At 62.8% G+C, this 12382-nt stretch carries 13 protein-coding genes; 3 read left to right on the top strand and 10 right to left on the bottom strand.

All coding sequences use genetic code 11. The features are described from left to right. Position 1 precedes the first annotated feature (1 nt). From J3P76_RS15875 to J3P76_RS15840, 8 genes are all read right to left on the bottom strand, one after another. Positions 2 to 1342, bottom strand: a complete 1341-nt coding sequence (locus J3P76_RS15875; RefSeq protein ID WP_434675056.1) for a leucine-rich repeat-containing protein kinase family protein — start codon at positions 1340 to 1342, stop codon at positions 2 to 4. Positions 1343 to 1430: 88 nt separating this feature from the next. After that, positions 1431 to 2492, bottom strand: coding sequence for an ABC transporter substrate-binding protein (locus J3P76_RS15870; protein WP_434610664.1), 1062 nt, complete (start codon positions 2490 to 2492; stop codon positions 1431 to 1433). Between the two features lie 18 nt (positions 2493 to 2510). Beyond that, complete coding sequence (locus tag J3P76_RS15865; protein WP_434700954.1) at positions 2511 to 3626, bottom strand: NAD(P)/FAD-dependent oxidoreductase; 1116 nt, start codon at positions 3624 to 3626, stop codon at positions 2511 to 2513. Continuing rightward, positions 3623 to 4978 carry an FAD-dependent oxidoreductase gene (locus J3P76_RS15860; RefSeq protein WP_434700953.1) on the bottom strand — a complete coding sequence of 452 codons (1356 nt, stop codon included), beginning with the start codon at positions 4976 to 4978 and terminating at the stop codon, positions 3623 to 3625. Before J3P76_RS15860 ends, J3P76_RS15865 begins: the two co-directional genes overlap by 4 nt. 160 nt (positions 4979 to 5138) lie before the next feature. Further along, a complete protein-coding gene (locus J3P76_RS15855) occupies positions 5139 to 5429 on the bottom strand; it encodes a (2Fe-2S)-binding protein (protein WP_434700952.1) in 291 nt (96 codons plus the stop codon). Between the two features lie 7 nt (positions 5430 to 5436). Beyond that, on the bottom strand, positions 5437 to 6231 hold the full coding sequence (locus tag J3P76_RS15850) for an ABC transporter permease (protein ID WP_030140057.1): 795 nt from the start codon (positions 6229 to 6231) through the stop codon (positions 5437 to 5439). 6 nt (positions 6232 to 6237) lie between these two features. Further along, positions 6238 to 7107, bottom strand: a complete 870-nt coding sequence (locus J3P76_RS15845) for an ABC transporter permease (RefSeq protein ID WP_434610672.1) — start codon at positions 7105 to 7107, stop codon at positions 6238 to 6240. Next, positions 7104 to 8129 (bottom strand): ABC transporter ATP-binding protein, encoded by a 1026-nt coding sequence (locus tag J3P76_RS15840; RefSeq protein ID WP_434610675.1) that lies wholly within the window; start codon positions 8127 to 8129, stop codon positions 7104 to 7106. The genes J3P76_RS15845 and J3P76_RS15840 overlap by 4 nt, the downstream gene beginning before the upstream one ends. Positions 8130 to 8373: 244 nt before the next feature. Between J3P76_RS15840 and J3P76_RS15835 the strand changes: the two genes are divergently transcribed. After that, positions 8374 to 9210, top strand: a complete 837-nt coding sequence (locus J3P76_RS15835; RefSeq protein WP_434610677.1) for an IclR family transcriptional regulator — start codon at positions 8374 to 8376, stop codon at positions 9208 to 9210. A 134-nt stretch (positions 9211 to 9344) separates the two neighbouring features. On the opposite strand, the gene J3P76_RS15830 is transcribed toward J3P76_RS15835, so the two are convergent. Both J3P76_RS15830 and J3P76_RS15825 read right to left on the bottom strand, forming a co-directional pair. Beyond that, a complete protein-coding gene (locus J3P76_RS15830) occupies positions 9345 to 10097 on the bottom strand; it encodes an anti-sigma factor family protein (RefSeq protein ID WP_434610680.1) in 753 nt (250 codons plus the stop codon). Further along, complete coding sequence (locus tag J3P76_RS15825) at positions 10094 to 10600, bottom strand: sigma-70 family RNA polymerase sigma factor (protein ID WP_420764610.1); 507 nt, start codon at positions 10598 to 10600, stop codon at positions 10094 to 10096. The genes J3P76_RS15830 and J3P76_RS15825 overlap by 4 nt, the downstream gene beginning before the upstream one ends. A gap of 166 nt (positions 10601 to 10766) precedes the next feature. Here J3P76_RS15825 and J3P76_RS15820 point away from each other — a divergent pair, with 166 nt between their 5' ends. Together J3P76_RS15820 and J3P76_RS15815 are read left to right on the top strand one after the other, a co-directional pair. After that, entirely contained in the window at positions 10767 to 11846 is a 1080-nt protein-coding gene (locus J3P76_RS15820; protein ID WP_420764609.1) for a catalase family peroxidase, read from the top strand. Then, on the top strand, positions 11843 to 12379 hold the full coding sequence (locus J3P76_RS15815) for a cytochrome b (RefSeq protein WP_420764608.1): 537 nt from the start codon (positions 11843 to 11845) through the stop codon (positions 12377 to 12379). The genes J3P76_RS15820 and J3P76_RS15815 overlap by 4 nt, the downstream gene beginning before the upstream one ends. The last annotated feature ends 3 nt before the right edge of the window (positions 12380 to 12382 follow it).

The raw sequence follows: 12382 nt of genomic DNA, 5'->3' as shown, positions 1-12382 counted from the left end.
GTCACTGTGGTGAGGGAGCGAGCTCCTTCACCACTCGCAGCAATTCTTCAATCTCGTCAAACCCCGGCCGCGCCAGTACATCCGGCTGGCAGCACCGCCCCTCGAGGTCTTTCAGTCGTGAAAGATCCTCGTTACCGAGCGCCGGTTCGATCCGCGCCAGCAATTCCCCCAACAGAATCCCGAAGGCCCGCACCTCGATGCGCTGCAACGCCCGTGTTTGCCTGTCTTTTTCGACCGTGGCGTGGAAAGACGCCGCGCCAAAATCTCCCAGCAGGCAATCGCCTTGGTCATTGAAGAGGATGTTGTGGCCGTACAGGTCTCCATGGGTAAGGCCTTGTCGGTGCAAGTGGCACGCCACGCCGGCAATACCCCGGGCGATGCGCAAGGCCACATCGGCGCTCAGGCGCAGTTCATCGGCATACACGTCGCGGGTACAGGATTCCAGGCTCGGCAGCCCGGCCAGGTTGCGGTAATCGGGCCCGATCAGGGCCATCACCAGCCCGGCCTGTTGCTCTGGGTGGCCGTTGACCTGACCCAGTACCTCGATCAGGTTCGGATGCTTGCCGGCGGTGATGCACGCGTGCATTTCATGCAATGGCGAGCCATCGCTGGTCATCTGGCCTTTGTAGAGCTTGACCGCGACGTCGCGCCTGGCCTTGCCGGGCGGTTGCCAAAGTGCATGGTGGATCACGCCCGAAGCCCCTTCGCCCAATGAACGCTGCAAGCTCAACTGCGACCAATCGATCGGCGTGGCGGCATGCAGCGCCTGGGTATCGCCTTGCGCTTGCAATGGATTGCCGGCGTAGGCCAGCCAACTGAGGCTCGGCATTTCCAGCAGCCAGGAGGGCAGTTCGGTCAGTTGATTGGCGCAAACACGCAGCAATTCGAGGCGATGACACCGGGCCAGGCTCGGCGGCAATTGCCGCAGGCGATTACCGGCCAGCATCAATTTCTGCAGATGGGGACGCCGGCCCAGCTCATCCGGCAGCTGGCTGACGCAATTGTCGGTCAAGATCAACCAGCGCAGCAGCGGCGGCAAGGCTGCGCCCGTGACGCGCTCGATGCGGTTGGCCTTGAAGCCGACCATGGTCAATGCGCTGCAAAGGCCCAGGCATTCAGGCAGTTCGGTGAAGCGGTTGTCCGAACAGAACAGTATCCGCAAGCGAGTAAGCCGATGGAGATCCGCTGGCAGCGTTTCGAGTTGATTGCCGCTCAGGTCGAGGATTTCGAGCGAGTCCGCCAGGTCGTAAATTTCCTGAGGAAACTCCGTCAGGCCGCACGACAGCTTCAGTCGGGCAATGCCCGATAGCTGGCCGGTTTGGAGTTGGGTGAGGGTCTGCATAGGGGAAGTCGCTGCTATCAAGGGGCCGAGCGCAATGGTGAAACCCGCGCAGGCCCGCATGATAAACAAAAAGGTTGCGCCAGTGCTTCTAGCGCTCGATGCTGCGGTTCCACCGCGCATTCCACGCCGGACGTTGTTCATTGACCTGATCCCAATCCACCGCGATCGCGGTTTCCAGGTACTGCTTCATCGCGTCCACTTGGCCTCGCGTCTTGTCGGTGGTCGGCGTGTTGGGGTTGGACGGGATCTGGTCGCCTTCTTCAAGGGCGATGGCCTGGGCTTCGGGCGTCAGCAGGAAGGCAGCGAGTTTTTGCGCGAGTTCGGGTTCGCTGTTCTGGGCGACGGCACATTCGGCGACGTTCAGCACCACTGCGCCTTCCTTCGGTTGTGCATACTCGACCGGCATGCCCTTGAGTTTTAACGCGGTGACCTGGGTCGGCGTCAACGGGAACAGCGCCGCTTCGTCCGTCTGCAACATCTCGGAGATTTTCGCCGAGCTTGGAATGTACTCCAGCACGTTGCGCCCGACGGTGTTCGGCCACGCCTTGAAGCCTGGCTCGACGTCAGTTTCGCTGCCGCCCTGGATCCGGTTGAACATCAGAAAACCGTGCAGGCCGAAGGTTGAGGAGGCCATCGATTGAAACACCACCTTGTCCTTGAATCGAGGGTCCGCCAGATCCATCCAGGACGTCGGCGTGTTCCAGCCTTTTTCCTTGAACAGCCGCGTGTTGTAGGCCAGTCCGGTGACGCCGAGGCTGACGGCGACGGCCTGGTCCTTGATGCGGCCCTTGGCCGGAATCTGTGCCAGGGGGGCGCTGTCCTGCAGCTTGTCGCACAGCCCCATGGCGATGGCGCGGTACATGATGCCATCGTCCAGGAACATCACGTGCATCTGCGGGTTGCCCTTGCTGGCCTGGACCTTGGCCAGGATGTCGGCCGAAGTGCCCGGCACGATCACCACCTTGACATTGTTGGCCTTCTCGAAGGCCGGCAAGACCTTGTCGGCATAAAGCCGCTCCATGGTGCCGCCGTTCATGCCCAGGTAAAGCGTCGGCTCGGCCAACGCCTGGGTGACGGGGAGCAGGGCGCCCAGGCAAGCGGAACCCAGCGAGCAGAAGCCGAACAGTGCACTGCGTTTGACGTTATTCATTAGCGCGACCTTCCTCTATCAAGCAACGGAGATGGAGTGGAACCGGGTGATGGAAAACGCATCCAGCGGCGTGGACGAAGCCCCGCTGCAGATGATTTCGGTGAGCGCCTGGCCCACCGCCGGGCCGATCTGGAAGCCCGCGCCGGCGAAGCCGAACGCATGCAAGAGACCGGGTTGGGTGCTGCTGGGGCCGATTACCGGTTGGCGATCGGGCAGGTAGCCTTCGGTGCCGCTCCAGGTGCGGATCGCCTGGGCGCCCTCCAGAAAAGGGTAGAGTTCGACGGCCTGGCGCAGGATCTCGATGACCGCGTGCTGGCCGGGCCTGGCGCGGGCGTCGTCCAGTGCGAAGCCCTGGCCCCCTCCCAGCACGCAATTGCCCCGGGCGACCTGGCGCGCATAAATGCCGCCGCCTTCGAAGCCCGTGCTGGCGTCCATCACCACGGGCAGCGGCTCGGTCACCAGCATCGCTGGGTGCCCGGCGTACATCGGCACTGCTTCGCCGAACTGCGCGGCGAAGCGGCTCGCCCAGGCGCCAGCGCAATTCAGTAGCCACGGCGCGCGACATTCGAGGCCGGTTTCGGTGTGCACGGCAAAGCGTTGGCCGTCGTGAGTGACGTGGCTGACCGGGCATTGTTCGTGAATCTGTGCGCCATGCCTGCGGGCCGCCTGGGCAAATGCCGGCGAGACCAGCCGCGGGTTGGCGTGACCATCGTCCGGGCACAGCGAGGCGCCGACCGCGACGATGCCGACCCAGGGAAACCGTCTGCGTAATTCGTCGCGATCCAGCAGTTGCAAATCGAGGCCAAAGCCCTGACTGCTGGCGGCGTAGTTCTGCAATGAACGCAGGTCATCGAGGCTGCGTGCCAACTTCAGATGGCCGCTGCGCTGATACTCGCCGTCGATGCCAATCAACTGCGGCAATTGACCCCAGATTTCATGGGCACGTTGCGACAGCGGCAACTGAGACAAGGGCCGGCCCTGGCGCCGCACGCCGCCGTAGTTCACGCCGCTGGAATGCGAGCCGCAGAAGTCTCGTTCCAACAGCGCCACGCGGCGTCCGGCCTTACTCAAAAACAGTGCGGCCGAGGCGCCGACGATGCCGCCACCAATGATTACTGCATCGACCTCGATCATGGCTCGACCTCCAGGCCAAACGGCACGGGCTTGACTGGGGCCTGTGCCCGCAGGCGCCCGATGTCCCGGATGTCGCGGCCACTTGCGCAAGCGATGATTTCCGCGGCGGCGGCACCGCACATCCGCCCCTGGCAACGGCCCATGCCGACCCGGCAGTGGGCCTTGACCCGGTTGATTTCCCAGTGACCTTCGCCCACGACCTGGCGGATATCGCCGACGCTGACTTCTTCGCAGCGGCAAATCATCAAGTTGTCTTGAGCGAGGCTCGCCCACTCATCAGGGAAGGCAAAGGCCTGCTCCAGGCCTTGGCGGAAATTACCGATGCGTTCGAGAGACTGTTCCAACTGGGCGCAACGTTGCGGGTCGACTCGGTAGCCGAGGTCTTCGAGCAGTGCCAGGGCGGCGCGCTCGCCGGCCATTTCGGCGGCGTCGGCGCCCATGATCCCAGCGCCGTCACCGGCCAGGTAGACCCCGGCCGAACTGCTGCGACCGGCGCTGTCGCGTTGCGGTAGCCAGGCGCGATTGAGCGGGTTCCAGGCAAACTCGCAGCCCAGCAGATCGGCCAGTTGGGTTTCACTGCGCAAGCCGTGGGCGAAGGCGACCGCATCACAATCGAGCGTGTGCTCGCCCTTTTTGTTTCGCCACTTCAACGACTGTACCCGGCGTTTCCCGTTGATGTGCGCAAGGGTGGCGCCTTGATGCACCGGGATACCATGTGTCGTCAGCCAGGCGCGGTAATAGAGGCCCTTGGCGAGCGTGGCCGGTTGTGCGAGCAGGCCGGGCAGAGCGCGGGTCTGCGCGCTCAAGGGCGAACTGTCGAGTACCGCGGCGACGTTCGCGCCGGCCTTGGCGTATTGGTACGCCACCAGATACAGCAATGGCCCGCTGCCCGCGAATACCACCCGTTCACCAATGGCGCAGCCTTGGAATTTAAGGGCGATCTGCGCCGCGCCCAGGCTGTAGACGCCCGGCAGAGTCCAGCCGGGCACCGGCAGAATCCTGTCGGTGGCCCCCGTTGCGACGATCAGGTTGGCGTAATCCAGGCGATCGGCGCGGCCCTCATGCAACGTATCCAACTGACCGGCTTCAGCGTTCCAGACCAGCGTGTCGGGGCGGTAGTCGAGCTGCTCGCGCAACGTATCGAGGGTCTGGTGGATGGCGTTGGCCTTTGTTGCTTCGAAACCATAAAGCTTGCGCGCAGACCGGCTGAAATTGACGGGCTGGCGTCGGTAGATCTGCCCGCCACCGCGGGCGGCTTCGTCCAGCAGGATCGGGTAGATGCCATGGGCGACCAAGGTTTGCGCGGCGCGGATACCGGCGGGGCCGGCGCCGATGATGACGATGGGTTTCATGGCAACCCCACCGGCAGCGGATTTTCGCTGCTGTCGAGGCCGCCTTCGCGAGCAAGCTCGCTCCCACATGGGATCTGTCGTGGATGCCGATTGTGCGTACGCCGCAGGTCACCTGTGGGAGCGAGCTTGCTCGCGATGGGGCCATACCTGTCAAAGCCGTTCATACCTGCCGCCCCGGTTCGCGATTGATCTGCTGGCCAGCTTCGAGCATCGTCGAACAGGCGCGCACGCGGCGGCCGTCGCCCAGTCTCACCCAGCAATCCTGGCAGGCGCCCATCAGGCAGAAGCCGGCACGGGGCTCGGCGCTGAAATCGCTGCCGCGCAGGTGTTCGCCGCAGGTCAGTACCGCGGTTAGCACGGTATCGCCGAGCAAGCCGCTGGCGGGTTCGCCGTCGAGCAGGAAATCCAGGGCCGGGCGGTCGTTTTCGGCCAGTCGTTTCAGCAGAGCCATGGTGCCCTCATTGTTTGCCTACCAGGACTCGATCCAGGCCATACACCCGGTCGAGCAGAATCATGGTCAGCGCCGTCAGCGCGATCACCAGCGCCGACACCGCCGCCATCATCGGATCGATGGATTCAGTGGCGTAGACGTACATGCGCACCGGCAAGGTTTGCGTGGCCGGCGAGGTGACGAAAATCGACAGCGTGACTTCATCGAAACTGTTGATGAACGCCAGCAACCAGCCTCCGGCGACGCCGGGCAAAATCATCGGCAAGGTGATCTGGCGGAACAGGGTGAAACGACCGGCGCCCAATGACTGCGCGGCTTGCTCGGCGCTGCGATCCAGGCCGATGGCCGAGGCCAATACCAGGCGCAGCACATATGGCGTGATCACCAGCACATGGGCGAAGATCAGCCAGCTGAAGTTGCCGTTCACGCCCATCAGTGCAAACAGGCGCAGCAACGCGACGCCCAGCACCAAGTGCGGAATGATGATCGGCGACAGGAACAGGCCGTTGAAAAAATCCCTGCCAGGAAACTCCAACCGGGTGATCGCCAAGGCCGCCGGCACCGCGATCAGTGTCGCCAGCGAGGCCGCGCTGAACGCCAGGATGAGGCTGTTGTAGAACGCATCGACAAAATCCGCGCGCTCGAACACGGCACGAAACCAGCGCAGGGAAAATTCCGTGGTGGGCAAGCTCAGGGTGTTTTCCGGCGTGAAGGCGACCAGGCAGACCACCACCAGCGGCGCCAGCATGAACACCACTACCAAGGCATGAAACAACAGGGCGAAAGGACCGTTCCTGGACATGAAGAATTACCCCAGTGATTTCTTGTAGCGGCCTTCGATCATGCGGTTCCACGACAGCATGATCAGAAGATTGAGCAACAACAGCGCGACGGCAATGGCCGCGCCCATCGGCCAGTTCAGTTCCGACAGGTATTGGTCGTAGATCAGCGTGGCGACCATTTTCAGGCGGCGCCCGCCGAGCAGGCCGGGGATGGCGAACGAACTGGCGGCGAGGCCGAACACGATCAGCGTGCCGGACAACACGCCCGGCATGATCTGTGGCAGCACCACCTTGCGGATCACCGTGAATTGGCTCGCGCCCAGGGATAGGGCGGCCTGTTCGGCGGCGGGATCAAGTTTTTGCAGCGAGGTCCATACCGGAATGATCATGAACGGCAGCATCACGTGCACCAGGGCGACGACCACCGCGAACGGTGTGTAGAGCAGCTTCATGGGTGAACCGCCGAGGGCTTGCAGCGTCTGGTTGATCAGGCCATCGGCGCCGAGCAGCAGGCTCCAGCCGAACGCTCGCACCACCACCGAAATCAGTAGCGGCGTAAGGATCAGGATCAGAAAGATCGAACGCCACGGCGCGCCCATGCGGCTGAGGATGTACGCCTCGGGTACGCCGATCACCACGCACAGCAACGTGGTCAGGGCGCTGATCCAGAACGTGCGCAGGAAGATTTCGTAGAAGTACGGGTCGCCCAGAAGGCTGGTGTAGTGCCCGAAGGTGTAGGCGTCGCTGTCGATACCCGAGCCGTAGTCGAAAACATTGAACGACAGCACGAGCGTCAGACCAAGGGGAATCACCAGCAGGCCCAGGTACAAGGCCAGGGCCGGGGCTGACATCCAATAGCCTTGGCGGCCGCGCTTCATGGCATCGATCAGCTTCATGCCAACACCTCATCCACGCTCAACACACGCAGCAGCGCCGGATCCCAGTCCAGACCCACCGCGGTGCCTTCGGCCAGGGGCGCCGAGCCGTCGTTGCGCCGTACCACGCTGAGTTCGCCCAGAGGGGTGCAGACGCCATACAGCCATTGGCTACCGAGGAAAAAACGCTGGGTGACGGTGCCTTGCAGTCGTCCCGAGCCGGGGGCGCACAGGTCGATCTTTTCGGGACGCAGGCTCAGGGTCAGCTCACCTTTACCGGTGCTGCTGGCTTGCACGACGCCGGCGCTGTCACGTTCGCCGGGCAGCAGATTGGCCTTGCCGACGAAGCCGGAAATGAACTCGGTGCGCGGGTGCTCGTAAAGGGTGTAGGGCGCGTCGATCTGGGTGATGCGGCCGGCCTGCATGACCACCACTCGATCGCTTATCGAAAGCGCCTCGGATTGGTCGTGCGTGACCATCAATGTGGTGATGCCGACTTCGCGCTGGATGCGGCGGATTTCGAACTGCATTTCCTCACGCAGGTTGGCGTCGAGGTTGGACAAGGGTTCGTCGAGCAGCAGCACCGGCGGTTCGATCACCAGCGCCCGGGCCAATGCCACGCGCTGACGCTGGCCGCCCGAGAGTTCTCGCGGGTAACGCTCGGCATGCCGGTCCAGGCGCACCAGCTTGAGTACGCGATCGACCCGGGACTGCAATTCTGCGCTGGGCACCTTGCGCATGCGCAAGCCGAAGGCGACGTTGTCTTTGACGGTCATGTGGGGAAACAGCGCGTAGCTCTGGAACACCACGCCCAGGCCGCGGCTGGCGGGCTTGGCATGAGTGATGTCGCGCCCGTCCAGCAGGATCCGGCCGCTGCTGGCCTCAACGAAGCCGGCGATCATTTGCAGGGTGGTGGTCTTGCCGCAACCGGACGGCCCTAGCAGAGAGACGAATTCGCCTTTCTCCACACAGAGGTTGGTGGCGACCACGGCGTCCAGGTCGCCATACCGTTTGCTCAAGTCTTGAAGTTGCACGAAAGCCATGACTGCGCTCCACCTGAGATTGTTATGCGTCGCCGCGAGGCGCGCTTTTTTGTATGGGCAGATACGAAAGGATGTCGCGGGGTGCGTTGGCGCTCGACTTACGTCGGCTGCCGCTGTTGTTCGAATCGCCCCTGTATGGACGCAGAGTAGGACGAAGAATAGGATGGGCTCAATGGACTATTTCACTGAAGCGATGACTATTTTCCGTTTCTTTCGGTGAATAAATAACTGAGTAAAAAATCCGATGTCTGATTCCATTGAGCGGAATACCAAAAAGATTGAAGTAGGGGTTGGCTCGGTTTCTCGGTTGTTTGCCGTTTTGCGCAGCCTGGGCGAGACCGCAGAGGGCGGCGAGCGAGTCACGCAACTGGCCCAGCGCATTGGCCTGTCCCAGCCCACAACGCACCGCTTGCTGCGCAACCTGATGGATGAAGGCATGGTCGAGCAGGATGCGCGCAGCAAACGCTACCGCTTGAGCCTGGACTTTTTTGCCCTGGCGGCCCGCGCAGGTAACACCGGCAACCTGCGGGAACTGGCCAGGCCCGCGATGTTGCGGTTGTCGGCGTCGTTGGGGGATTCGCTATTTCTGCTGGCACGCTGTGGCTTCGATGCGATCTGCCTGGACCGCAGCGAAGGGCCGTTTCCGATCCGCACATTCACCGGCGACATCGGTGGCCGCGTGGCCTTGGGCGTGGGACAGGGCAGCCTGGCGATCCTGGCGTTCCTCCCGGAGGAAGAGCGCGACACGGTGATCCATTACAACCTGCCACGGCTCAAGGATTTTCATTTGTACGATGAGGTTTTCCTGCGCACGGAAGTGGAGAACGTCCGCACGCTGGGTTATGCCGGGCGCAACACCGGGGTCTTGCAGGGCATGGCCGGCGTGGCGGTGCCGATTCTCGATCGTGAGGGACGGGCCGTGGCGGCCTTGAGCGTGGCAACCATCAGCGACCGGCTCGGGCCGGATAGGCTGCCAACGGTGGTGGAAATGCTCAAGCGCGAAGCCGCGATGATCGGCCCGCGAATCAACCCGTTCGATCCGCTGCTGCGCAGGCCTTCGCAGGTGTTCAGGCAGGGATGAATACCGATTTTTGGCCTGTCACAAGACCTCTGTGGGAGCGAGCCTGCTCGCGAAGGCGGTATCTCAGTCGACATCATTTCTAACTGTGCGACCGATTTCGCGAGCAGGCTCGCTCCCACAGGGGAAGGTGGTGGTCAGAAATTCAAGGTCTGCTTGAGCTTCTGCGCCGTCGGCGTATCGCTCGGGATGACCATCGCATAATTGTACCCAGGCCCGGACCAATACTCGGCCTGCAGTTCGCCATCGCGCCGGCTGCCACGGGGCAGCAGGAAATTTTTCGGACCTGGTGGGCGGATATAGAAGCTGATCTTCAGGCCGCTCGAATCCTGGTAAACCACCATCGCCGCCGCGCCTTGGTCAGTGCTGAGCAATCGCCCGCTGACCGGCGTGAAGCCCGCCGCCGAGAGATCCGGCAAGCGGTCGGCTTGGCTGAAGTAACGGTCGAGCCAGCCTTGCATGCTGTGCTCGTCGCCAGTCTGGTAATCGGCCGGGAGCACGCCCTGCTGGGCAATCAACCGGTACGCCTGCAATGCGTCAGCCATGGGCGCTGCTGCGCTGAGCAGGGTTATCTGTCGGGCCTGCCAGCCGCCCACCCCACCGATACCGACGGCCAGCGTCAAGACCGCTGCGCTGGCGAGAAGGCGGCGAGTACGGTGTTTCATGTGTTGACGGATGACAGTCGGGTCGAGGCTGGGATTGGGTGGGAGTTGCAAGGTTGCGCTCAGGGTTGCGCGCAGATGCTGCGCGTCCTGTTGCCAGGCCCGTACGCGTTTGGCGACGGCGGGGTGGCTGGCCAGGTAGGTTTCAACCTGTCGTCGGTCGGCTTCGCTCAGTTGATGATCGACGTAGGCGTGCAGGTCTTTGTCGCTGGGGGGCAGGGTGATCATTTGAGTATTCGCAGGGCAGGGCGGGCGATTTCGCCGTCGCTGAGTTGGCGCAAGGCCTGGCGGGCCCGTGACAGGCGCGACATCACGGTGCCGGTCGGCACGCCCAGGATGTCGGCGACTTGCTGGTAACTCAAGCCTTCTACTGACACCCACAACAATAACGCGCGCTGTTCGGTGGGCAACTGGTCAAAAGCCTGGAGCGACGATTGGGCGATGACGCTGCGCTCGGCGGACGGGTGTGCATCGTCGCGCCCGGTGAAGAATTCCAGCATGCGTGCGTACCGTCGGGAACGACGATGGGCATCGAGGAACTGCCGGTAAAGGATGGAGAACAGCCAGGCCCGCAAATCACCGTCCGGGCGCTTGTCGTTCCATTTCGACAGGGCCCTTTCCAGGCACGCCTGGACCAGGTCGTCGGCGTTGCTGGGGTTGCGTGTCAGCGACACGGCAAAACGTCTCAGCCGTGGAATGAGCAGGCGCAACTGGTCGTCGAGTTCGTTCATGAGGATGCGTGGCTTCGTGGGCAATCACTGCGTTGGAAAGAAAGACGATCCAGGCACAAGATTATTCCAGTGAACGAAAAATAAATATGAAGCGTGGGAATAAACACGTTGGGCTTTCGTCTGACGGGTCCTTTCCACTAACGGCCTTGTGCCTTGGAGTCTCCAAATGGTTGACCCTTCTTCTGAACGTCGGCCGCCGTTGAGCGCCGCCAGCCTGACATTGCGCCTGACGGCCATTGCCGTGGTCGTTGCTGCGCTGGCCGGGGCGTTTGCCTACGTCAATGGCACACTCGACCCACAACGCCTGACGCCCAAGGCCTTGGTCAATGTGCTGGAAACGAACAACGGGGTCCATGCGGGTTTCCGGCGCAATCACTCCAAGGGTGTCTGCGTTGCCGGTTATTTTGAAAGCAGTGGCGAAGCCCGCGCCTACTCCAGCGCCCAGGTATTCAATGAGCCACGCACGCCTGTGGTCGGTCGTTTTGCGCTGCCCAGCGGCAACCCCTACGCACCGGATGGCAGTGTGCCGATCCGAAGCCTGGCGCTGCGTTTTACCCAGGCCGACGGCCAGCAATGGCGCACCGGTATGAACAGTATGCCGGTGTTCCCGGTGGGTACACCGCAGGCTTTCTTTGAACTGCAACAGGCCCAGTCGCCGGACCCGGCCACGGGCAAACCAAACCCTGGCGCCGTGCCGGCGTTTTTTGCAGCGCATCCCGAGGCAGTGCCGTTCCTGCAATGGATCAAGACGGCCAAGCCATCGGCCAGCTATGCCACTGAAACCTACAACGGCATCAATGCGTTCTACCTGGTGGGCCCTGCCGGACAACGCCAGGCCGTGCGTTGGGGGGTGGTGCCGATAAGCAAGGACGCGGTGGATGCGAGCCCACCCCAAGGCGCCGACTTCCTGGAACAGGACCTGACCAAACGCCTGGCTGGCGGACCACTGCGCTGGCAGTTGAACATCACCTTGGCCAACCCGGGCGATCCGGTCAACGACGCCAGCAAGGCCTGGCCCGCCGATCGCAAGGTGCTCAACGCCGGCACCCTGGTGCTGGAGCGCGCCCAGGCGCAGGACAACGGAGATTGCCGCGATATCAACTATGACCCGCTGATCCTGCCCAGTGGGATCGAAGGTTCTGATGATCCGCTGTTGGCCGCTCGTTCGGCGGCCTATGCCAGTTCGTACCTGCGCCGTACCAGCGAAGTCAGCCAGTTGCCCGCCACCCAGGAGTCTCGTCCATGAACGCCCCCCGACATTTCGCGCCGCTGGCTCGGCTGCTGCACTGGATGATGGCCTTGATGATCATCGCCATGTTGTTTATCGGCGCGGGCATGGTCGCCTCCGTGTCCGAGCGCCATGAGTGGCTGCTTCAACTGCACAAACCCCTGGGTATCGCTATTTTGTTGTTGGTGATTGTCCGCCTGGTGGTGCGCTTCACCACGCAGATACCGCCGTTGCCGGCCGACCTGCCGAGCTGGCAGGCCTTGTCGGCCAAGGCTTCGCATGTCTTGTTGTATGCCTTGATGCTGGCGTTGCCACTGTTGGGCTGGGGGATGATATCGGCGGCGGGGGACCCGGTGATGCTCAGCGAGTCGCTTCGGTTGCCTTCCATCCTACCCGCGGATGCCCAGACCTTCGCATGGCTGCGCAAGGCTCATGGTTACCTGGCCTATTTGTTATTCCTGACGGTGCTGGTGCATCTGGCGGCGGCGTTGTTTCACGGCTGGGTGCGCCGGGACGAGGTGTTGCACAGCATGTTGCGCGGCCGGGACTGACCG

The organism is Pseudomonas sp. D1-36, assembly GCF_051132205.1.
Lineage (GTDB): Bacteria > Pseudomonadota > Gammaproteobacteria > Pseudomonadales > Pseudomonadaceae > Aquipseudomonas.
This window is presented reverse-complemented; position numbering and strand designations above follow the sequence as displayed.

Coding starts and splice junctions, on each gene's coding strand:
- J3P76_RS15865 (WP_434700954.1), bottom strand. CDS start 3,626: ATGATCGAGGTCGATGCAGTAATCATTGGTGGCGGCATCGTCGGCGCC.
- J3P76_RS15870 (WP_434610664.1), bottom strand. CDS start 2,492: ATGAATAACGTCAAACGCAGTGCACTGTTCGGCTTCTGCTCGCTGGGT.
- J3P76_RS15830 (WP_434610680.1), bottom strand. CDS start 10,097: ATGATCACCCTGCCCCCCAGCGACAAAGACCTGCACGCCTACGTCGAT.
- J3P76_RS15845 (WP_434610672.1), bottom strand. CDS start 7,107: ATGAAGCTGATCGATGCCATGAAGCGCGGCCGCCAAGGCTATTGGATG.
- J3P76_RS15820 (WP_420764609.1), top strand. CDS start 10,767: ATGGTTGACCCTTCTTCTGAACGTCGGCCGCCGTTGAGCGCCGCCAGC.
- J3P76_RS15875 (WP_434675056.1), bottom strand. CDS start 1,342: ATGCAGACCCTCACCCAACTCCAAACCGGCCAGCTATCGGGCATTGCC.
- J3P76_RS15850 (WP_030140057.1), bottom strand. CDS start 6,231: ATGTCCAGGAACGGTCCTTTCGCCCTGTTGTTTCATGCCTTGGTAGTG.
- J3P76_RS15815 (WP_420764608.1), top strand. CDS start 11,843: ATGAACGCCCCCCGACATTTCGCGCCGCTGGCTCGGCTGCTGCACTGG.
- J3P76_RS15835 (WP_434610677.1), top strand. CDS start 8,374: ATGTCTGATTCCATTGAGCGGAATACCAAAAAGATTGAAGTAGGGGTT.
- J3P76_RS15825 (WP_420764610.1), bottom strand. CDS start 10,600: ATGAACGAACTCGACGACCAGTTGCGCCTGCTCATTCCACGGCTGAGA.
- J3P76_RS15840 (WP_434610675.1), bottom strand. CDS start 8,129: ATGGCTTTCGTGCAACTTCAAGACTTGAGCAAACGGTATGGCGACCTG.
- J3P76_RS15860 (WP_434700953.1), bottom strand. CDS start 4,978: ATGAAACCCATCGTCATCATCGGCGCCGGCCCCGCCGGTATCCGCGCC.
- J3P76_RS15855 (WP_434700952.1), bottom strand. CDS start 5,429: ATGGCTCTGCTGAAACGACTGGCCGAAAACGACCGCCCGGCCCTGGAT.